Origin of the sequence: Microbispora sp. H11081 (assembly GCF_012999535.1) — a bacterium.
Taxonomy (GTDB): Bacteria; Actinomycetota; Actinomycetes; order Streptosporangiales; family Streptosporangiaceae; genus Microbispora.
In genome coordinates, this window is the sequence record NZ_JABBWV010000007.1 from 95,446 (window position 1) to 115,488 (window position 20,043).

At 71.2% G+C, this 20,043-nt stretch carries 21 protein-coding genes and 1 pseudogene; 10 read left to right on the plus strand and 12 right to left on the minus strand.

The genetic code is table 11. From position 1 onward, the window contains the following. Positions 1 to 305 precede the first annotated feature (305 nt). The 3 genes from HHX31_RS19355 to HHX31_RS19365 all read right to left on the minus strand — a co-directional run bounded on the left by HHX31_RS19355 (position 306) and on the right by HHX31_RS19365 (position 2,400). The gene (locus HHX31_RS19355; RefSeq protein WP_169949715.1) at positions 306 to 656 is read right to left on the minus strand and encodes an STAS domain-containing protein; all 351 of its coding nucleotides are present in this window, start codon (positions 654 to 656) and stop codon (positions 306 to 308) included. 200 nt (positions 657 to 856) lie between these two features. Further along, positions 857 to 1,714, minus strand: coding sequence for an SAM-dependent methyltransferase (locus HHX31_RS19360; protein ID WP_169949716.1), 858 nt, complete (start codon positions 1,712 to 1,714; stop codon positions 857 to 859). Between the two features lie 182 nt (positions 1,715 to 1,896). Continuing rightward, on the minus strand, positions 1,897 to 2,400 hold the full coding sequence (locus tag HHX31_RS19365; RefSeq protein ID WP_169949717.1) for a VOC family protein: 504 nt from the start codon (positions 2,398 to 2,400) through the stop codon (positions 1,897 to 1,899). A 79-nt stretch (positions 2,401 to 2,479) separates the two neighbouring features. Here HHX31_RS19365 and HHX31_RS19370 point away from each other — a divergent pair, with 79 nt between their 5' ends. Beyond that, positions 2,480 to 2,806 carry a hypothetical protein gene (locus HHX31_RS19370; protein WP_249346162.1) on the plus strand — a complete coding sequence of 109 codons (327 nt, stop codon included), beginning with the start codon at positions 2,480 to 2,482 and terminating at the stop codon, positions 2,804 to 2,806. Between the two features lie 7 nt (positions 2,807 to 2,813). On the opposite strand, the gene HHX31_RS19375 is transcribed toward HHX31_RS19370, so the two are convergent. Then, positions 2,814 to 4,391: an ROK family transcriptional regulator gene (locus HHX31_RS19375; protein WP_169949718.1), complete on the minus strand. Its 1,578-nt coding sequence runs from the start codon at positions 4,389 to 4,391 to the stop codon at positions 2,814 to 2,816. Between the two features lie 206 nt (positions 4,392 to 4,597). Here HHX31_RS19375 and xylA point away from each other — a divergent pair, with 206 nt between their 5' ends. From xylA to HHX31_RS19390, 3 genes are all read left to right on the plus strand, one after another. Continuing rightward, the gene (gene xylA / locus HHX31_RS19380) at positions 4,598 to 5,743 is read left to right on the plus strand and encodes a xylose isomerase (protein ID WP_169949719.1); all 1,146 of its coding nucleotides are present in this window, start codon (positions 4,598 to 4,600) and stop codon (positions 5,741 to 5,743) included. A gap of 50 nt (positions 5,744 to 5,793) precedes the next feature. Next, positions 5,794 to 7,164, plus strand: a complete 1,371-nt coding sequence (gene xylB, locus HHX31_RS19385; RefSeq protein WP_169949720.1) for a xylulokinase — start codon at positions 5,794 to 5,796, stop codon at positions 7,162 to 7,164. A gap of 126 nt (positions 7,165 to 7,290) precedes the next feature. Further along, positions 7,291 to 7,935, plus strand: a complete 645-nt coding sequence (locus HHX31_RS19390; protein WP_249346163.1) for a DUF998 domain-containing protein — start codon at positions 7,291 to 7,293, stop codon at positions 7,933 to 7,935. Between the two features lie 117 nt (positions 7,936 to 8,052). Here HHX31_RS19390 and HHX31_RS19395 read toward each other — a convergent pair whose 3' ends face one another. Beyond that, positions 8,053 to 9,078, minus strand: a complete 1,026-nt coding sequence (locus HHX31_RS19395; RefSeq protein WP_169949722.1) for a PLP-dependent cysteine synthase family protein — start codon at positions 9,076 to 9,078, stop codon at positions 8,053 to 8,055. 121 nt (positions 9,079 to 9,199) lie between these two features. Here HHX31_RS19395 and HHX31_RS19400 point away from each other — a divergent pair, with 121 nt between their 5' ends. After that, positions 9,200 to 9,412, plus strand: a complete 213-nt coding sequence (locus HHX31_RS19400) for a DUF4287 domain-containing protein (RefSeq protein WP_169949723.1) — start codon at positions 9,200 to 9,202, stop codon at positions 9,410 to 9,412. Positions 9,413 to 9,660: 248 nt separating this feature from the next. On the opposite strand, the gene HHX31_RS19405 is transcribed toward HHX31_RS19400, so the two are convergent. Next, positions 9,661 to 9,870, minus strand: a complete 210-nt coding sequence (locus HHX31_RS19405; protein ID WP_169949724.1) for a hypothetical protein — start codon at positions 9,868 to 9,870, stop codon at positions 9,661 to 9,663. Positions 9,871 to 10,183: 313 nt separating this feature from the next. Between HHX31_RS19405 and HHX31_RS19410 the strand changes: the two are divergent. Then, a pseudogene (locus tag HHX31_RS19410) lies at positions 10,184 to 10,384 on the plus strand (hypothetical protein); the annotation flags it as partial. A 123-nt stretch (positions 10,385 to 10,507) separates the two neighbouring features. Continuing rightward, positions 10,508 to 11,611 carry an alkene reductase gene (locus HHX31_RS19415; protein WP_169949725.1) on the plus strand — a complete coding sequence of 368 codons (1,104 nt, stop codon included), beginning with the start codon at positions 10,508 to 10,510 and terminating at the stop codon, positions 11,609 to 11,611. Here HHX31_RS19415 and HHX31_RS19420 read toward each other — a convergent pair. Genes HHX31_RS19420 through HHX31_RS35205 form a run of 4 tightly spaced genes read right to left on the minus strand, consistent with a single transcriptional unit; the run spans position 11,583 to position 15,672 of the window. Next, a complete protein-coding gene (locus HHX31_RS19420; RefSeq protein WP_169949726.1) occupies positions 11,583 to 12,158 on the minus strand; it encodes an ATP/GTP-binding protein in 576 nt (191 codons plus the stop codon). The two genes, HHX31_RS19415 and HHX31_RS19420, sit on opposite strands and share 29 nt — an antisense overlap. Next, complete coding sequence (locus tag HHX31_RS19425) at positions 12,139 to 12,504, minus strand: DUF742 domain-containing protein (protein ID WP_169949727.1); 366 nt, start codon at positions 12,502 to 12,504, stop codon at positions 12,139 to 12,141. Before HHX31_RS19425 ends, HHX31_RS19420 begins: the two co-directional genes overlap by 20 nt. Positions 12,505 to 12,517: 13 nt before the next feature. After that, complete coding sequence (locus HHX31_RS19430; RefSeq protein ID WP_169949728.1) at positions 12,518 to 12,925, minus strand: roadblock/LC7 domain-containing protein; 408 nt, start codon at positions 12,923 to 12,925, stop codon at positions 12,518 to 12,520. After that, positions 12,922 to 15,672, minus strand: coding sequence for a nitrate- and nitrite sensing domain-containing protein (locus HHX31_RS35205; protein WP_169949729.1), 2,751 nt, complete (start codon positions 15,670 to 15,672; stop codon positions 12,922 to 12,924). The genes HHX31_RS19430 and HHX31_RS35205 overlap by 4 nt, the downstream gene beginning before the upstream one ends. A 111-nt stretch (positions 15,673 to 15,783) precedes the next feature. Here HHX31_RS35205 and HHX31_RS19440 point away from each other — a divergent pair, with 111 nt between their 5' ends. Beyond that, on the plus strand, positions 15,784 to 16,596 hold the full coding sequence (locus tag HHX31_RS19440) for an SDR family NAD(P)-dependent oxidoreductase (RefSeq protein ID WP_169949730.1): 813 nt from the start codon (positions 15,784 to 15,786) through the stop codon (positions 16,594 to 16,596). Positions 16,597 to 16,636: 40 nt separating this feature from the next. Here the strand turns inward: HHX31_RS19440 and HHX31_RS19445 are convergent, their stop codons facing one another. After that, entirely contained in the window at positions 16,637 to 17,938 is a 1,302-nt protein-coding gene (locus HHX31_RS19445) for an RNA polymerase sigma factor (protein WP_169949731.1), read from the minus strand. Between the two features lie 28 nt (positions 17,939 to 17,966). Continuing rightward, a complete protein-coding gene (locus HHX31_RS19450; protein WP_169949732.1) occupies positions 17,967 to 18,350 on the minus strand; it encodes a YciI family protein in 384 nt (127 codons plus the stop codon). A gap of 232 nt (positions 18,351 to 18,582) precedes the next feature. Between HHX31_RS19450 and HHX31_RS19455 the strand changes: the two genes are divergently transcribed. Together HHX31_RS19455 and HHX31_RS19460 are read left to right on the plus strand one after the other, a co-directional pair. Further along, positions 18,583 to 19,665: an acyltransferase family protein gene (locus HHX31_RS19455; RefSeq protein ID WP_169949733.1), complete on the plus strand. Its 1,083-nt coding sequence runs from the start codon at positions 18,583 to 18,585 to the stop codon at positions 19,663 to 19,665. A 126-nt stretch (positions 19,666 to 19,791) separates the two neighbouring features. Then, on the plus strand, positions 19,792 to 20,001 hold the full coding sequence (locus tag HHX31_RS19460) for a hypothetical protein (RefSeq protein ID WP_211590092.1): 210 nt from the start codon (positions 19,792 to 19,794) through the stop codon (positions 19,999 to 20,001). Positions 20,002 to 20,043 lie beyond the last annotated feature (42 nt).

Genomic DNA, 20,043 nt, shown 5'->3' on the forward strand with positions numbered 1-20,043 from the left:
CGACGGTGACCGCGCCACGCCGGTGATCCGCCACTGGCGTCGGCGGTGGGCTGCCGGAGTGCCCGGAAGAGACTCATCACCCCTCCTCGCGAGAGTCGGGGGGAACTCACGGATGGATTTCGCCTGAACCCGTGCGAAGGCTCAGGCACTGGTCATAACGGTCGTGCGACCGTCGACGAATACCTTTCCTCCATCCGGAGCGGGAGAAACGCGCGAGACGGGAAACCCGGGGAAGAACGGCGGACGAAGGCCGGTGATCGGCGCGGTCGGCGGCCCCGAGTGTGACCCAGAGTGCGGCCCAGCGGTCAGCTGATGGTGAAGGCGGGCCAGTTGAGGAGGCCGAGCAGCCTCCGCAGCGCGGGCGTGACGTTGTGCAGCCGGATCGGCTGGCCCAGGGGCATGTCGGACAGCAGCGCCAGGGCGCGCAGGCCGTAGAGGTCGATGAACTCGAGTTCGGAGACGTCCATGGTCGCCGTCCCCGGCTTGGCCCACTCTCGGTGGAGGGCGTCGGCGATGGCGTCGCCGTTGGTGAGATCGATCTGCCCGATGAGCCGTACGGAACCGTCCGCGGAGGAGCGCATCGTCAGTTGCTTGTCGAGGTAGATCAGGTTTTTCTTGTTGAGCGCGGATTCGAAGGACCCGTTGGTGATCGTCATGCAGGTGCCGCCTTCCTGTAGAGGGGCAGCCACTTCCGAGCATCACCGCCGTTGCTCCGCGCTGTCAACCGACGCGAGACCCCGGCACTCACCCCGCCGATCACCGATCCGCCGCCGTACGGCCCGCGGCCAGCGACGATGGCCGCAGGACCGGACGGCGAGGGAGTGACCTATCTCACGTTTGCGGCAGGCGGGAATCGTCAGGGCTTGTGCGCGACGCCGCCGACGAACGTGTGATAGGTGATGCCGCGTTCGACGATCGCGTCGGGATCCGGCCGCCACTCGGCGAGCGGCACCAGACCGGGGTCGAGAAGCCGAAGGTCGCCGAAGTAGGAGAGGATCTCGTCGCGGGTGCGCCACCGGCCCGTGCCGAGGTTCTCGTTGAACAGCTTCTCCGCCGTAGAGGCCTGCGCCGACACCTCGGGCATGGCGGGCCCCGGGTTGTGGAAGTGGGACAGCGCCATATAGCTGCCCGAGGGCAGGGCCTCGCGGAAGCGGGCGGCGATTCCCTGCGGGTCCTCGTCGTCGTTGACGTGGTGCAGGATCGCGAACATCAGCAGGCCCACCGGCTGGTCGAAGTCGATGAGCGCCTCGACGGCGGGGTGGTTCAGGATCGACTCAGGATCGCGGACATCCGCCTCGATGACCGTGGTGCTCCCGTTCGTGGCGAGCAGTGCCCGGCCGTGCACGAGCACGATCGGGTCGTTGTCGACGTAGACGACCCGCGTCGCCGGATCGACGCCCTGGGCCACCTCGTGCACGTTGCCCTGCGTCGGCAGGCCGGAGCCGATGTCGAGGAACTGCCGGATGCCCGCCTCGGCCGCGAGATGGCGGACGACGCGCCGGAGGAAGGCGCGGTTCGAGCGGCCCGCCGCGGGGGCGTCCGGCGCGATCCGCAACGTCGCCTCGCCCACCTGCCGGTCGATGGCGTAGTTGTCCTTCCCGCCGAGGAAGAAGTCGTAGACACGGGCGATGCTCGGCTTGCTCGTGTCGATCCTGGGGATCGCCCGCTCGTCGTCGGCGGGGCCCTCGCTCACGTGCTGGTCGTCGTCGGCCATGACCCGTCCTGCTCTCTCGCCGTACCGGTCCAAATCGCGATCATGGTAAGCCTCCCCCGGGCTGGAGGGAGGACTTTTGCGGTAACTGGCATGAAGAGGTCAGCCAACGGACGATGCAGGACCCACCGGGCCTTCCAGGACAGACGCTGACGCCGGCCCCCGGCGCGCAGGCCCGCGCCGGGTCAGACGCTGACGCCGACCCCGCCGCGCGTCTGCGCGCCGTACCGCTCCAGTTCCCTGGCCAGGTCGAGCGGCCTGATCTGGGTGCGCCCCTGCAGGGTCTCCGGGGTGAGCAGGTCCGCGGGCACCAGCCAGGAGACCTCGAACTCCAGCCCGTCCGGGTCCTTCGCGTACAACGCCTTGGTGGTGGAGTGGTCGGAGGCGCCGACCAGGGCGTCCATCTCCGTCAGTTTGGCCGCGACGCGCTGCAGTTCTGCGAGAGTGTCCACCTCCCACGCGAGGTGGTAGAGGCCGACCGTCGCCCGCCCGGCGGCCGACGGCCCCGCCTGGGCCCCGATCTGGAACAGCCCGAGGTCGTGGTCGTTCGAGGACCCCTCGGCCTGCAGGAACGCGGCCCCCGGGAAGGACTGGACGACGCGGAACCCGAGGGCTTCCTGGTAGAACGCGACGCTGCGGGAGACGTCCCGCACGTACAGGACGGCGTGGTTGAGTCGCTGGACCGGCATGACGCACCCCTAAAACTTGAACCCTCAAGTAATTGTACCTCGCCGGGTTTCCCGGAAACTGTCGGTGCCAGGTCGTACGGTGGCCAGCGGCAGAGTCATCGGGGGTGACGAGCCGCCCACCGGCGTTCCGTACGGCGCCGGGCGCGGGCGGCCGGACAGCGACGCCGGCGCCGTGACCGGCGGAGGGGGCATCATGATCGTCGACAGGGCGACGCGCGAGCACGAGGACAACCTGGTCCTGTTCCGGGCGGTGCACGAGGTCGCCGTCCGTCATTCCGGGGCGCCTTACCACCAGGTGATCGCAGCACTGGTCTCCGGCCTGCCCGTCACACCCCGCCTGGCCGCCGACGAAGTGCGGCGCATCGCCGAGGAGATCAGCCTCGGCCGCGACCCCTCGGGCCTGTAGACACGATCTAGTGCTGCAGGAGGGCGGCGGGGTCGGCCATGACCTGCTCGATCACCTGGCCGGCCGCGCCGAGGGCGGCGGCTTCCGCGCCGAGCCGCGAGACGACCACGGGCGGCACGGTGCCGCGCATCTGTCCGAGGTGGGCCTTCAACGTGTCGGCGACCGTGTGGCCGATCCAGGGGAAGAGCGGCGCGTAGATCCCGCCGAGCACAATCGCGTCGGGGTCCACCAGGTTGACCGCCGAAGACAGGGCCACGCCCAGCGCCCAGGCGGCCCGCTCGCACGCGGCGCGTGCGTTCTCGTCGCCCTCCCGGAGCCGGGCAAGCACCAGCGACAGGCCCTGCTGCGCGGGGAGGAGCACCTCCGGCGAGGGCGACGCGGACGTCGCCGCGTCCTCAGCCCATGCGGCCGCGTGGACGAGGCGTGCCGCCGACCCGTCGTCCGCAGCCGCCTTGGTTCCGGTGTCCCCAGGGTCGGGGGTCGCCCCGGTTCCGTCGTCCGGTGCGTGGGAGGTCGTTCCGGCCGCGCCGTCGGGCCCCTTGAGAAAGACCCCGTTGACGGACGTCTCCTCGATGGACATCGAGTCGGTGGGCGCCACGGTTCGGCCGTCGTCCGGCACTCTCTCTTGGGCGGCGCCGTCCTCGATTTCGCGCGGAGTGCCTGCCGGGGCGCCCCAGGACACATCCCCCGGCGCGTCCCCGGACACATCCCCGGGCGCCAGCACAGGGCGCAGGCCGACGGCGGGGCCGGCCGGTGCGGCGGTGCCGCGGACGGCGGTCAGGATGGCGTCCTGGCCCGCGTACTGCTCCAGGCAGCCGCGGCCACCGCAGCGGCACGGCGGGCCGCCGGGGGAGACGACGATGTGACCGAGCTCGCCGGCCAGGCCGTGCGCGCCCCGGAAGAGCGTGCCACGGACGACGAGACCGGCCCCGATGCCGATTTCTCCTGAAACGTGCAGAAAATCGGGCAGCCCGGATCCGAACCACAGCTCGCCCAGCGCGGCGAGGTTGGCCTCGTTCTCCACCCGTACGGGGAAGGGGAACCGCGTGAGGGAGGCCAGCGGCACGTCACGCCAGCCGAGGTTCGGCGCGTTGTGGACGATCCCGCTGGTCATGTCCACAGGGCCCGGTACGGCCAGCACCCCGCCGACCACCCGCAGGCCTTTCTCCACAGCTTCGTCCACAACCCCGGCGGCCAGATCCCCAAGTCGCGCGATCACATCCACAGGTGACGCGGCCCGGTTGTCCACAGCCTGTGTACGGCGCAGCCGTACCGTCCGGGCGAGGTCGACCACGCACACCGCGAGGTAGTCGACGTTGACCTCGATCCCGAGCGCGGCGACGCGCCGCCCGCTGATCCGGATCTCGACCCCCGGCCTGCCGCGCTCGCCGTCGCGCACGGTGCCGGCCTCCACCACCAGCCCGCCCTCGATGAGGTCGGCGACGAGCTTGGACACCGTCGTCTTGGTGAGCCCGGTGATCTCCGCGAGGGCGGCGCGCGTCACCGATCCCCGTGCGCCGACCGCGCCGAGGACGAGCGCCAGGTTGCGGGCGCGCATCGCGTCATGCCGCAGGGCCTGTGTCATCGCACCTCCTCACCCGTGTTCCCGACCCCGCCTGTAACCCCGGCGTCATCGCGCTCCTTCATGTGTGTCGCGTTTCACACCTCGCGGACCCCGCGCCATCACATCCTCCACTGCTGGACGTTGATAACACCGACACACCCTCTTGACCGTACGGCTTGTCACGTCCGATATTTAGTCCACAACGTAGACTAATTCGGAGGCGACTCATGTACACCCCCACTCCCGAGGACCGGTTCACGTTCGGGCTGTGGACCGTCGGCTGGCAGGCGCGCGACCAGTTCGGCGACGCGTCCAGGGCCCCGCTGGACCCGGTCGAGAGCGTCCACCGCCTGGCCGAGCTGGGCGCGTACGGTGTGACCTTCCACGACGACGACCTCCTCGCGGTGGAGGCGGACCGGGCCAAGGCGATCGAGAACTTCAAGAAGGCGCTCGCCGACACCGGCATGAAGGTGCCGATGGCCACCACCAACCTCTTCACCCACCCGATCTTCAAGGACGGCGGGTTCACCAGCAACAACCGCGAGGTCCGCCGCTACGCGCTGCGCAAGGTGATGCGCAACATCGACCTCGCCGCCGAACTGGGCGCCAAGACGTACGTCTGCTGGGGCGGCCGTGAGGGCGCCGAGTCCGAGGCCGCCAAGGACGTGCGGGTCGCGCTCGACCGCTACAAGGAGGGCTTCGACCTCCTCTGCCAGTACGTGATCGACAAGGGCTACGACATCCGCTTCGCGGTCGAGCCCAAGCCGAACGAGCCGCGCGGCGACATCCTGCTGCCGACGATCGGGCACGCCCTGGCGTTCATCAACTCGCTGGAGCACCCCGAGATGGTGGGCCTCAACCCCGAGGTCGGCCACGAGCAGATGGCCGGCATGAACTTCGTGCACGGCATCGCCCAGGCGCTGTGGCACGGCAAGCTGTTCCACATCGACCTCAACGGCCAGCACGGCCCGCGCTTCGACCAGGACCTCATCTTCGGCCACGGCGACGTGAAGAACGCGTTCTTCCTCGTCGACCTGCTGGAGAACGGCGGCTACGAGGGCCCGCGCCACTTCGACTACAAGCCGCTGCGCACCGAGGACAAGGAGGATGTCTGGGACTCGGCCGCGGCCAACATGCGGACCTACCTCATCCTCAAGGAGAAGTCGAAGGCCTACCGCGCCGACCCCGAGGTGCAGGACGCGCTGGAGGCGAGCAAGAGCCTCGAGCTGGCCCAGCCGACCCTCGCCGCGGGTGAGACGTACGAGGACGTCCTCGCCGAGTCGATCGACGTGGAGGCGGTGGCGGCGCGCGGCTACCACTTCACCCGGCTGAACCAGCTCGCGATCGAGCACCTCCTCGGCGTGCGCGGCTGACCGGCCGGCTGAGAGACAGGTGATTGACCGGTGAGAGCGGAGGGACGACTGTGACGCTGGTCGCGGGGGTCGACTCGTCGACCCAGAGCTGCAAGGTCGTCATCCGGGACGCGGAGAGCGGGGCCCTCGTACGCGAGGGCCGCGCCCCCCACCCCGACGGCACGGAGGTTCATCCCGAGCACTGGTGGACCGCGCTGCAGAGTGCGATCGAGCAGGCCGGAGGCCTGGCGGACGTCGCCGCCGTCAGCGTGGGCGCGCAGCAGCACGGCATGGTCTGCCTCGACGAGGACGGCGAGGTGGTCAGGCCCGCCCTGCTGTGGAACGACACCCGGTCGGCCGGGGCCGCGGCCGACCTGGTCGGCGAGCTGGGCGGCCCCAAGGCGTGGGCCGAGGCCGTCGGCAGCGTCCCGGTGGCGTCGTTCACGGTGACCAAGCTCCGCTGGCTCGCCGGGAACGAACCGGACAACGCCCGCCGTACGCGCTCGGTGTGCCTGCCGCACGACTGGCTGACCTGGCGGCTGGCGGGCAGGCCGGACACGATCACGACCGACCGGGGCGACGCCTCCGGCACGGGTTACTGGTCGCCCGCGACCGGGGAGTATCGGACGGATCTGCTCGAACTCGCCCTGGGCCGGGTGCCGGAACTGCCCCGCGTGCTCGGTCCCGCCGAGCAGGCGGGCACGGCCGAGCAGGGCGGTGCGCTGCTCGCGCCCGGCACGGGCGACAACATGGCGGCGGCGCTCGGCGTCGGCATGCGTCCCGGTGACGTGGTCGTGTCCATCGGCACCTCGGGGACGGCGTTCGCGGTGTCCGAGACGCCGTCCGCCGACGCGGCCGGGCTGGTCGCCGGGTTCGCCGACGCGACCGGGCGGTATCTCCCGCTGGTCTGCACGCTGAACGCGGCGCGGGTGCTGGACGCGGCGGCCCGGATGCTCGGGGTCACCCCCCAGGGGCTGAGCGATCTGGCCCTGCGGGCGCCCGCGGGTGCGGACGGGCTGGTGCTCGTGCCCTACCTGGAAGGGGAACGCACCCCGAACCGGCCCGACGCCACGGGTTCGCTGCACGGCCTGCGGCTTGGCAACTCCACCCCTGAGCACCTGGCCAGGGCCGCGGTGGAGGGCATGCTCTGCGGGCTCGCCGACGCGCTGGACGCGCTCGGTCTCGAACCGCGGCGGGTGCTGCTCATCGGCGGCGGCGCCCGTTCCGAGGCCGTCCGCCGGATCGCGCCGACCGTCTTCGGGCGCCCGGTGCTCGTGCCCACCCCCGGCGAGTACGTCGCGGACGGCGCGGCCAAGCAGGCCGCCTGGCTGCTGTCCGGGGAGCCGGAGCCGCCGGTGTGGGACACCGGCGCCACCGAGCGGTACGAGGCCGACGTCACCCCCGGCCTGCGTGAGCGCTACCACGAGGCCGCCCAGGAGTGAACGTCCCGGGTGGGGCCCCCGGGAGACCCTGGGGACCCCACCCTGAGACGACCCTGACCCCGTCTCGGGGGGATCTACGCGTTGTCCCGGATGTTGGAAACGGGCCCCGCGCGGGATCCTCAAGTCATGGTCAAGAGGCTTTATCCCGTACTCGCCTGCGGCGGCATCCTGCTCGCCGTCGTCACCGTGGTGGCGGCGCAGGTCGGCGGGAGCGCCTCCCTCGACCCCGTCTCCATGACGATCAGTCAGTACGCCGCCCGCGACGGGAGCGGCGTCATCGAGATGGCCATGGCCGTCCTCGGGCTGGCCTCGCTCGCGCTGCTGGCCGGGATGCGCGCGTCCGGCGCGCCGGTGGACGGCTGGCCCGCCCGCCTGATCGGCCTGTGGAGCGTCTCGCTCATCGGCGCCGCGGCGGTGCCGTCGGGCACTGCCTGGCAGGGGGAGCTGCACGGCGTCCTGTCGGCGGCGGCCTTCGTGAGCGTGCCCGCCGCCGCCATCCAGTTGGTGGGCCGTTTGGCACAGGACGAGCGGTGGAAGGTCGTCGCCCGGCCGCTGGAGTGGCTGGCGCTCGCCTCCGGCCTCGGCCTGGCGGTCATCACGTACGTCGCGCTGCCCGGCCACGGGGTGATGATCGGCCTGGTGGAGCGCCTGCTCCTGACCGCCGAGGTGGCCGTGCTCGGCGTGCTCGCCGTACGGCTCGCGCAGCTCGCCTGGGGGCCGTGGGTGAGGGAACGGGTCGGCCGGCGCGCCGGCTTCCTGGTGCACCGCTGACGGGCCGCACACCACTGGCCGCACCACACTGGGCCGCGCGGGCGCGGGGGCGCCGCGCGGCCCAGTGCTGTGAAAACAGAATGCTGTGGAAGCAGGGCGCTGTTGGAGCAGAGCGGGTCAGGGCTCCCCGAGCAGGTCGCGCAGGCGCTCAGCGTACGGCCGCCAGTCGAGGCCCTTGCCCGCCGCCCAGGCGTCGTCGTGACAGGTCGCGAGATGGCGTTCGCCCGCGTCGCCGATCACGCTGACCACCTCGCCCCACTCGCCCCGGTCGCGCATGCGGGTGATCAGTTCGAGGGCCGCCCACAGGTTCGTCCCCGTGGCGGGGCCGACCGCGAGCCCGGTCACCTGCCGGACACGGCGGGCGGCGGCCACGCTCGCGGCGTCGGGCACGGGGACCACCAGGTCGACGAGCGCGGAGTCGAAGGCGGGCTCCATCCGCGGCCGGCCGACGCCCTCGATGCGGCTGGGCATGCCCGTGGCGTAGTCCGGGGCGCCGGTGGCCCAGCCGGGGAAGTAGGCGGAGTTCTCCGGATCGGCCACGGCCAGCCTCCCCGGCAGGCCGTGACCCCGCAGGCGCCGGCCGATCGCGGCCGACGTGGCGCCGGTGCCCGCCCCGACCACGATCCACCGTGGGCAGCCGTCGAGCTGCCCGAACAGCTCGTCGGCCAGGCTCGCGCCGCGCCAGTCGACCTCGGCGGCGGAGCGGTAGTGGTCGAGGTAGTGACCCCCGATCTCCCCGGACAGGCGGGCGGCCTCCTCGTGCACGGCGAGCGGCGGGTCGACGTGCCTGCACGTCCCGCCGAGCCGCTCGACGCCCGCCCCTGAGGACTTCTTCGGCATCACCGCGATGTACGGCAGGCCGAGCAGCCGGGCGAAATAGGCCTCGGCGACGGCCATGGGACCGCTGGCGGCGTCGACCACGGTGGTCCCCTCGGTGATCCGCCCGTCGCTGATCGCCTGGGCGAACAGGGCGCGGGCCAGCCGGTGCTTCAGCCCACCGGAGGGCTGCGCCGACTCGTCCTTCAGCCGCAGCCGCACGCCCCACTCCCCGGGCAGCGGAAACTCGCGGAGCGGCGTCGTGCCGGCGTCTTCGCGCTCCCGGTCCAAACGGGCGACGGCCTCGGCCGCCCATCCGTCGGTCATGGTCGTCCTCCTGCCATCGCCGTTCCCCGGGCGACCTTCGGGGGGTACGCCGTCCGCGCCGTTGTGAGGCACACTGTCGCTCACGGCATTTGACCATGATCAAGGACGGACAGGACACCGTATGACCGAAGCCGTGCAGGGCCCCGCCAGCTACTTCCCCTCGATCGAGAAGAAGTACGGCCGGCCGATCGCCGAGTGGAAGGAGCTGATCCGCAGCTCCCCGCTGACCAAGCACATGGAACTCGTCTCCTGGCTCAAGTCCGAGCATGGGCTGGGACACGGTCATGCGAACGCCCTCGTCGCGCACACCTTGTCCGAGGACAGCGCGAAGTAGCGGGAACGCGCCGGGTCGCTCGGCGCCGGGCGGCGGCCGCCGCCATCGTGAGCGGCGGTCGTCGGAGGCGCCCGGGGGTCCCCGGCCGCCGCCGGAGCGCGTCCGGCCGGGTGTCAGACGTCCGCCACCATCTTCCGGGTCAGTTCGCGGAGGCGGCGGCGGTAGTCCGGGTCATACGCCTCTCCGGAGGCCCATGCCTCCTCGCCGTCGAAGCAACGGCCGGTGATCTCGGCCAGTTTCCGGCGCGTCTACCAGACGCCGGGTGACGGCCACCCCTTCCCCAGCGTGTCGACGACCTCCATGCCAGATCTCCTGGACATGGCCGTCGGCATGTACGTGGCAGGGTGAACGCTGTTCACTGTGACACCGCTCCCCTTGAGTTCCTCGGCACCGCGCTGTTCGCGCAGGTAACGCAGCTTCGGTCCGACGGCGGCGAGGACGTCTTTCAGCCGGTCCATGCCGACCGGTTTGCCGAAACGGCAATCGAAATTGCCACGGGAGCAGGGGGCGGGCCACTCTCGACCTGCCCGCGGGCCGGCCAGGACGCTGCCTTCGGCCTCTGCACGCTCCCGTCTTCGTGCCCGGTCTTCGCGCCGAGGCGGTCCGGGAGCCGCTCTGATCCCGTCACTCGTGAGGAGCTTTCCATGACCACCGACTCCAGCAGTACGCGGCAGCAGACGGACGCTCGCGACTCCGATCCGCGCCGCTGGGCCGCCCTGACGGTGATCTCCCTGGCGACGCTGATGGTGGTGCTGGACGCTCGCCCCGGCCGCGCTGTCACTGATCAGCGTGACCTTCACCGATCCTCGGGAGCGCGCGAAGGCGTTCGGTGTCTACGGCGCTCTCCAGGGCGGTGGCGGAGCGGCCGGTCTGATCCTCGGCGGTGTGCTGACGCAGTACGCCGACTGGCGCTGGTGCCTGTTCAGCACGCGGGAGGGCTCTTCGTTCTCGCCCTGGTCCTCGTCGCGGTGATGGTCACGAGATCTGTCCCCTCCACCGGCACCTCCGCCACCCGCTGACATACCGCCCAAGCCCGCCGCGTGCTCGCCGATTCCGTCACGCGGCAACCATCCCACGCACAAGGAGAGAAATTCGATGCCAGACCTGTTCGAGCCGGTGACCGTCGGCCCGTGGACGCTGAACAACCGGATCGCCATGGCGCCGATGACCCGCAACCGGGCCGGGACCGCGGGCGTGCCGCAGGACATCACCGCGACGTACTACCGGCAGCGGGCGACCGCGGGTCTGATCATCACTGAGGGCGTCCAGCCCAGCGCGGCCGGGCAGGGCTACCTGAACACGCCCGGCCTGTACACACCCCGGCAGATCGAGGGATGGCGCAGGGTCGCCGACGCCGTGCAAGAGGAAGGCGGCCGCATCGTCGCCCAGATCATGCACACCGGGCGCATCGCCCACCCGGACAACAAGGACGGCCACGAAACCGTCGCTCCCAGCGCCGTCGCCGCGCCCGGCAAGATCTTCACCGCGCGCGGCCTCAAGCCGCATCCGGTGCCCCGCGCCCTGGAAACGGCGGAGGTGGCGTCCGTTGTCGGCGAGTACGCGCATGCGGCGCGCTCGGCCGTCGAGGCCGGCCTGGACGGCGTCGAACTGCACTCCGCCAACGGCTACCTGCTCCACCAGTTCCTCGCACCCTCCACCAACCGGCGCACCGACGCGTACGGCGGCTCCGCCACGGCACGAGCCCGGTTCGTCATCGAGGTGGCCCATGCCGTGGCCGAGGCGATCGGCGGCGAGCGGGTGGGGATCCGCATTTCCCCGGCGGCCAACCTGCACGGCGCCGTCGAGGACGATCCCGCCGAGACGGCCGCGACGTACGGGGCACTGATCGACGGGATCGCACCGCTGGGCCTGGCGTACCTGCACACCATCGGCGATCCCTCCAGCCCGCTGCTCGCGGACCTCCGCACGCGGTTCGGCGGCCCGCTCATCGTCAACGACGGCTGGGAGCCCGTGACGGACGAGAGAACCGCTCGCCGACGCGTGCGGAGTGGTGAGGCGGACCTCGTCGCCGTAGGCCGGGCCTTCATCGCCAATCCCGATTTGGTGTGGCGCTGGCAGAACCACGCCCCGGTCGACGAGGCCGACAGCGCCACGTTCTACGGCGGCGACACGCGGGGCTACACCGATTACCCCAGCGCCAGGGAGGGCGCTACCGCTGGGCGGCCGTCAGCATCTTGAGCGCGTGCTCCACGAGCGTGACGAGCACGACCTTGGCCGAGGCGCGACGCCGTACGTCGCAGAGCAGGACCGGGACGTCGGGATCGAGGTCGAGGGCGATCCGCACGTCGTCGGGCTCGTGCTGGTCGGCGCCGTCGAAGCAGTTCACGGCGACGATGAACGGTGTGCCGCGCTGCTCGAAGTAGTCGATCGACGGGAAGCAGTCGGTCAGCCTGCGGGTGTCGGCCAGCACGACCGCGCCGAGCGCGCCGTAGGACAACTCGTCCCACATGAACCAGAAACGCTCCTGTCCGGGGGTGCCGAACAGGTAGACCACGAGCCCTTCCCTGATGGTGATGCGGCCGAAGTCCATGGCCACGGTCGTGGTCGTCTTGGTTTCCACACCGTCGGTGTCGTCGACGCCGACGCCGCGGTCCGACAGCACCTCCTCGGTGCGCAGGGGGCGAATCTCGCTGATCGCGCCGACCAGCGTGGTCTTGCCGACGCCGAAGCCGCCGGCCACCAATATCTTGAGGGCGACCGGCTCCTCAGAGGGCGCGAAGGCCATTGATCACTTCCTTGAGAATGCGCTCGCTTGGCAGCGGCGCCACCTTGCCCGGAGCCCGTACGTCGACGAGCCCGAGGTCGTGCAGATCCCCGATGAGAACCCGGACCACGCCCAGGGGCAGGTCGATGTCGGACGCGATGTCCGCCACCGACGCGCCGCGGCGCGCGAGCTCGAGGATCCGCCGCTGCTCGGGGCCCATGCCGGGGACGTCCCTCGGTGAGCCCGTGGCGGTCACCATGGTGATCAGGTCGAGCTTGGCCCCGGAGGTCCGCGCCCGGCCCCCCGTCAGCGCGTAGGGCCGGACCAACGGCCCGGCCTCCTCGTCCATCCACTGAGGTCCGGTCATGTGGCCGCCAATCTCATGGGGCGATTCGTCGCGGGTTGGTGGAGATGTGCTGCCCCACCCGCTTGACCAGCATCGCCATCTCGTAGGCGATGTGCCCCACGTCGGCGTCGGAGGCGGCCAGGACGGCGAGGCAGGTGCCCTGTCCGGCGGCCGTGACGAACAGGAACGCGGCCTCCATCTCCACGATGGTCTGCCGGACCTCGCCCCCGCCGAAGTGCCGTCCGGCGCCCCGCGCCAGGCTCTGGAAGCCGGCCGCGACCGCGGACAGGTGTTCCGCGTCCTCCCGGCTCAGCCCCTGGGAGGCTCCCACGACGAGGCCGTCGGTGGAGAGGATCACTGCCTGGCGGACGGCGGCGACCCTGCTGATGAGATCGTCGAGCAGCCAGTTCAGTTCACCGGTCGACGTCGCTTTGCCGGTCATTCGTCACCCTTTTCGCCGTGCGTGTTGTGGTCGTGGTGGCCGGTTGCGGCGGCACCCGGCCCATCGGAGTCCTCCCTGCCCCGCTGAGCACCGCGCTGGAAGGCGCTGAACATCGCCCGCGCCTCTTCCGGTGACCGCTCCTCCACTGTCGGGGCCGACAGTGGAGGCCTGCGCGGGGGCTGCCCCTGCTGGACCTGCTGGGTCTCGTGCGGCTGGGCCTGCTGCTGGTCAGGGCGGAGCTGCGGGGCGATGCTGGCCTGACGGACCCTGCGCGGCAGGCCGGCATGGGTGCCGTTGGAGAGCGATCCTCCCGACCGCTTCGTGCTCACCCGCTGCGCCAGGCCGTTCGGCCCCACCCCGGCGGTCGCGGGCGCGGGGGACGGCGAAGCCGAGGGCGGGACGGAGGGGGGCTGAGCAGAGGGGACGGCGACCGGGCGCGGGCTCTCGAAGCCGGAGCCGGCGCCCGGGGAGCGCGGGAAGAGGTCGTCGCGCGCGGCCGAGGGCACCTCCTCGGTCCGCAGGGCGGCCGGCGTGAAGAACGGGGACGGCTCCGGCCCGCTCGCGCGATCCTCCCGGTCGCCGATCTCCCCGGGAAGATCCTCGGTCTCCCCGCGAAGGCCGGTCATCTCTCCGCGCAGGCCCACCGGGACATCCCCGGCGACATCCCCGGCGACCTCTCCGGCGATCGTGCGGATCTCCCGGAGGTCGCGGGACGGACGGCCGGGTCCCAGGTCGGCGTCGAACGATCCGTCGAACGGTCCGCCGAGCGAGACGTCGGTGTCGTCACCCCCGCCGGCCAGCGCGAACTTGGCGTGGGCGCCGCGCTCGCCGCTGCCCGCGAGCGCCGCGGGCGAGCCCTCCTCCACCATCAGGGCCCGGGGGATGAGCACGATGGCCGTCGTCCCGCCGTACGGCGAGCCCCGCAGGATCACGCCGATCTCGTGGCGGGCGGCGAGCTGGCCGACGACGAAGAGCCCGAGCCGGTCGCTGTCCGCCAGGTCGAACTCCGGCGGGTTGGCCAGCCGTGTGTTGATCTCGTCGTACTCGTGGGGCATCAGGCCGAGACCACGGTCCTCGATCTCCACGGCGAGCCCGTTGGCGACGATCTCCGCGCGCACCGCCACCTTCGTCTGCGGGGGCGAGAAGATCGTGGCGTTCTCCACCAGCTCGGCGATCAGGTGCACCACGTCGGCCACGGCGGTGCCGGTGAGCGCGGCGTCCGGGATCGGGGCCATCGAGACGCGGGTGTAGTCCTCAACCTCGGAGATCGCGGCGCGGACCACGTCGACGAGCGGCACCGGCTTGCGCCAGGACCGTCCGGGAGCGGAGCCGGACAGGATGATCAGGCTCTCCGCGTGGCGGCGCATGCGGGTGGTCAGGTGGTCGAGCCGGAACAGGTCCTCCAGGCTCTCCGGGTCCTCGGTGCGGCGCTGCATCGTGTCGAGCAGCGTGAGCTGGCGGTGCAGCAGGGTCTGCTTGCGGCGGGCCAGGTTGAGGAAGACCTGGCTGATGCCGCGGCGGAGGGCGGCCTGGCCGACGGCGGCCTCCACGGCCGTGCGCTGGACCGAGCTGAACGCGTGGGCGACGTCCTCGACCTCGTTGGCCCCCGTCGCCTTGATCGGGGGCGCCTCCGCCTCGACGTCGACGTCCTCGCCCAGTCGCAGCTTCTCGACGACCCGCGGCAGCCGTACGTCGGCGAGTTCGAGCGCGGCGTCGCGCAGGCTCGCGAGGTCACGGGCGAGACGCCGGCCGAACCGCACGGAGAAGATGATCGTGATGATGATGACCACGAGGCCGAGGCCACCGGCGACCAGGATGCGGAGCATGACGCCGGTGGCGACCGACATGGCCGAGGCGTTGAGCGCGTCCGATGCCTTCACCCGGGCCGAGTCGAGCTTGATGATCAGCTGGTCGACGGTGGGCGACCACCTCTCGATCCCGGACGGCAGCGACCCGTTGGTGCGCACCTGGTTGACGACCAGGTTCTCCAGGGCGGAGAAGCGGTCGAACAGCGGCGAGGTGAGCACCTGCTCGTACGGCGCGCGCTCCTCGCCGCTGAGGATCGGCCGGTTCTTGGCGTAGAGGAACCGCCGCGTGGCGACCCATGTGCCGAAGGCGTTCTGCTCCTGGGCCGTCATCGTGCCGCTGATGAGCGCGCCCCGGACGAGGGCGTCCTCACGGCTGATCATCTCGTGCGCGTTGCCCATCCCCTGCATCGCGCTGGCCTGCTGGAAGATGGCCAGGTCGGGAACGGAGACGAGCCGCTCGTACAGCGCGAACAGCTCGTCCATGATCGCGCTGTACGCGTTGATCGTGTACAGCCTGTCGGCCTGGCCGAGCGCGACGGACTCCCGGATCGAGGGCAGGCGGTCGAGGGAGGCCAGCAGGGACTCCAGGGGCTCCACGAGGTCGTCGCCCATGGCGTCGCGGGCGGCATCCTCCTGGGCGGTCCGCTTGAACTTGTCCGCCGAGGCGATGGTCTTCAGCTGCTGGGCGGTGAGCGCGGGGGAGCCGACCTGGCCGCTGCTGAGGACGCCGACGGTCAGCGCGCGCTCGGCCTGGATCTGGAGCCCGAGGTCGGTGGAGGTGACCCCGATGGTGTCGTACAGCGTCTTCGAGTTGAGGAGGACGACGCCATCGCCAACCGTGAGCTTTAGGGCAAACCCCCACATAGCACTCAGCATCAGCAATGGCAGGAGCAGCAACGAGAAGATCTTGAACCGAATCGACCGGTTTTTCGAACCCATGGCCACTCCTGCAGTGCTGGAGGCTCGCGCCGCATTTATGGGGGAATGCACCTCCGGAAGATCGCACAGCAGGCTAGCACCGATACAGTTCTGGCGCAGTGGGAGGATTCGATGATTACTGTGATAACTGGGGCCGGTGCCGGAATCGGTGCAGCTTCTGCGCTTGAACTCGCCCGGCGAGGTCACCAAATCGTGTTGGTGGGACGCACCCCTGAGAAGCTCCGGGCGGTCGCCGACCGGGCGGAACGGGACGGCGGCGGCCGGCCGGACACGCTCGTCGCGGATTTCTCCTCACTCGACCAGGTGCGCAGGCTGGCGGCCGAACTGCTGGCGCGGTACGAGCGCATCGACGTGCTGATCAACAACGCCGGCGTCATGACGCCCGACCGCCGTACGACCGTGGACGGCCACGAGTGGATGATGCAGGTCAACCACCTGGCGCCGTTCCTGCTGACGGACCTGCTCCTCGACCGGCTCACGGCGTCGTCCGCCCGCGTCGTCACCACCTCGTCCCGGGCCGCGAAGTCGGGCCGCCTCGACCCCTCGGACCTGTCCAGGGAGCGGCGGCGCTGGAACGGCTGGCTTCAGTACGGCGACTCGAAGCAGGCCAACGCGTTGTTCACGGTGTCGCTCGCCGAGCGCGGCCTGGCCGCCACGTGCCTGCACCCGGGCGTCCTGAAGACCGGGTTCGCCGAGGGCACGTTCCTCATGAAGATGGTGTGGCATCTGCCGGGGATGGGGGAGCCGGTCGAGGCAGGGGCGGAGCGGATCGTCCATCTCGCCACCCACTCGGACGGCGTCGACCACCCGGGCCGGTACTTCGTCAAGAAGGCTCCCGTACAGGCGCCGAAGAGGATGTCCGACCCCGCCCTCGCCGCCGCCCTGTGGGACGCGAGCCTCACCGCCACCGGCCTGTCCGCCTGACCCCGAGCGGTCCGGCGGTCAGCGCAGGGGCCCTGCCCGGTCAGCGCACGGGCCCCTGCCCGGTGAGGGCCGCAGGCGACGGTGACGGCGGCTCATCCGGCGGGGACGCCGCGGCGGCCGCCCGTGCCCTCAGCAGGTCGCGCTCGCGTGCCGTCGGCGCCAGGCCGGCCGCCCGCTCCAGTTCCGCGACCGCCTCCCTGGGCCGGCCCAGGCGCAGCAGGACGTCGCCGCGTATGGCGCCGAGCAGGTGATAGCGGGCCATGCGGGGGTCGTCCCCGATGGCGTCGAGCGCCGCCAGCGCCGCCGACGGCCCGTCCGCGTGGAGCAGCGCGACCGCGCGGTTGAGCTCCACCACCGGTGAGGGCGCGAGCTGGGCGAGGGCGTCGTACAGTGCGACGACCGCCTCCCAGTCGGTCTCCTCGAAGCGGGGGGCGCGGGCGTGGCACGCCGCGATGGCCGCCTGCACCGTGTACGGCCCCAGGGGCTTGCCCGCCGCCTTGGCGCGCCCGAGCTCGGCCAGCCCGTGGGCGATCAGCGTGCGGTCCCAGCGGGACCGGTCCTGGTGCTGGAGCAGGACGGGATCGCCGTCCGGGCCGATGCGGGCGCGGAAACGGGAGGCCTGCAGTTCCATCAGCGCCACGAGCCCGTGCACCTCGGGCTCGCGGGGCATCAGCCCGGCCAGGATGCGCCCGAGGCGCATGGCGTCCTCCGCGAGGTCGCGGCGCACCCACTCCTCGCACGACGTCCCCGCGTACCCCTCGTTGAAGACGAGGTAGACGACCTCCAGCACCGCGGAGAGCCGCGCGGGCAGCTCGTCGCCGGTGGGCGCCTCGAACGGCACCTGCGCCTCGGACAGCGTCCGCTTGGCCCGGCTGATGCGCTGCCCCATCGTGGCGGCGGGCACCAGGAACGCGCGGGCGACCTCCTCGGTGGTGAGCCCGCCGACCAGGCGGAGCGCCAGCGCCGCGCGTGACTCGCGGGACAGGACCGGGTGGCAGGCGACGAAGATCAGCGACAACAGCTCCGCGTCCGTCCCGCCCCCGTTCTCCGGGCCGGACCTCGGGTCCGGCTCCTGGAGACCGGCGGCCAGCCGGGCGTACTTGTGGTCCCGCACCTGTTCGCGCCGGATCAGGTCGATCGCCCGCCGCCTGGCCGTGGTGGTCAGCCACGCCCCGGGGTTGTCCGGGACGCCCTGGCGCGGCCACTGCTCCAGAGCGATCGCGAAGGCGTCCTGCGCGATCTCCTCGGCCAGCCCGACGTCCTGGACCAGCCGGGCCAGGAAGGCCACCAGGCGCGCGGACTCGATCCGCCACACCGCCTCGATCGTGCGCCGCACGTCCATCGGGCCCTCCTCGCGCTCCGCCTGGTCCTCAGCCCCGCGCGTCCAGGTTCTCGAAGTCCGCATCCTCGTAGTAGGGGCGGATCTCCAGGACCTCGCGCAAGCTGCTGTCAGGGTTGCCGGGGCACTGGCGCGCCCACTCGACGGCCATGTCGAGGGAGCTGACCTGCCAGATCCAGTAGCCGGCGATGATCTCCTTGGACTCGGTGAACGGACCGTCGACGACTGACGTGGCGCCTCCCTCGAACACGACCTGCGCCCCCTCGGAGCTCGGCTTGAGACCCCCGCCGTCGAGCACGATGCCCGCTTTGATCAGCTTCTCGTTGTAGGCGTCCATGGCTGCCACCATCTCCGGCGTCGGGGAGATCCTGTGCTCGTCCGCGCCGCTGACCTTGATCATGACCATGACCTTCATGCCGTCTCCTCATCCGTACGCTGCCGGCCCGGGGCTCTGCGCCGGGCGGGCCTTCTCAGCCAACCGTCGAACGAGCGGACGGCCGTTTCGACATCACGCGGGAAATCTTCGTCGCGGGGCGGAGGGGGCCGGGACGACGATGGCGGGCCGGGGCCGGCGATCCGAAGAGTTGGGGCAGAGTTCGCCCGCGGTTGCGCCGGTGCTCACGGACGGCTGACTAGGGTCCGGCCGCATGACCGTGACCGCTCCCGACCGCCCCACCGGTGCGGCCGTCGCCCGCGACCCGCTGCTGGACAACGCCAAGTTCCTCGCCATGGTCCTCGTCGTCTCCGGGCATCTCGTCGAGGATCTGAGGGACGTCCCCGCGGCGCACGCGCTCTACTTCTTCGTCTACCTCTTCCACATGCCGCTCTTCATCGTCGTCAGCGGCTATTTATCCCGAAATTTCACGTTTTCTCCTGGTAAGGCGCGCAAGCTCATCAGCGGCCTCGCCGTGCCGTACGTCATCTTCGAGGTGGCCTACTCGCTGCCTCGCCTTTTCCTGTACGGCAAGCTCGAAATCAGCCTGCTCGACCCTTACTACCTGACCTGGTTCCTGATGTCGCTGTTCCTGTGGCGGCTGTCCACGCCGGTCTGGCAGCAGTTGCGCCACCCCCTGGTGGTCGCGGTCGGGCTCAGCCTGCTGTCGGGCACCAGCGCGCTGCCCGACGAGTTGTCGATGAACCGGACGTTCGGCCTGCTGCCGTTCTACGTGCTCGGCCTGATGCTCACCCCGGAGCACCTCGACCTCCTGCGCGGACGGCGGGCGAGGATCGCGGGCGCTGCCGTGCTCGCGACGGCGCTCGCGGGGGCGTTCGCCGTGCACAGGCTCGTCCCGACGGAGTGGATCCGCTGGCGGCACGCCAACCACCAGATCGGCGTGGACGACCTGACCGGCACGCTGATCAGGCTCGCCATGCTGGCGGCCGGCGCCCTGCTGGTGGCGGCGTTCCTGGCGGTCACCCCGAGGCGCCGCACCTGGTTCACCGGCCTGGGCGCCGCCACGATGTACGCCTATCTGCTGCACGGGTTCGTGGTGAAGGTCGCCGAGCGCTTCCACGACGCCCTCGTCAACCCGCTGGGCGTCGCCGCCATGGCGGCGTCCGGAGCCGTCCTGGCGGCCCTGCTCTGCACGTCACCGGTGCGCAGGGCGTTCCGATGGGCGGTGGAGCCCGACGTCTCCTGGGCCTTCACACGACTGCGCCGGCCGGTGAAGACGAAAGTCCGGCACGACATGACGGAACTTCTCCCCAGGGCTCACCGTTCTGTGAGGTGATGGTGCAGAGTTGGGCGAATCGCACATCCGGCCGGGACGGGTCACGGGAAAAGGCTCTGTCACGGCACGGTGATACGGGGTAACGTGCGCATTCGCGGTGCGGCCAGGAGTGGTGGAAACGACGGGGTGACGCGGGTGGTCGGCAGGCAGGGCAGGGTGACCGGCAAGATCGGGCCCGGTCTTGTCGGCGAGGTGATGGTGCCCATCCGCGGGGGTGTCGAGGCGTTCTACGCCTATCCGAGCGTCCCCGACGAGGAGATCCCGGTGGGATCGATCGTCGTCGTCGTGGAGTATTCGCCCCCGCGCAGCATCTACGTCGCTCGCGCGGTCATCTGACTCGCTCCCTCGCTCGCTTTTTCCCTTTCCCCCCACCACACG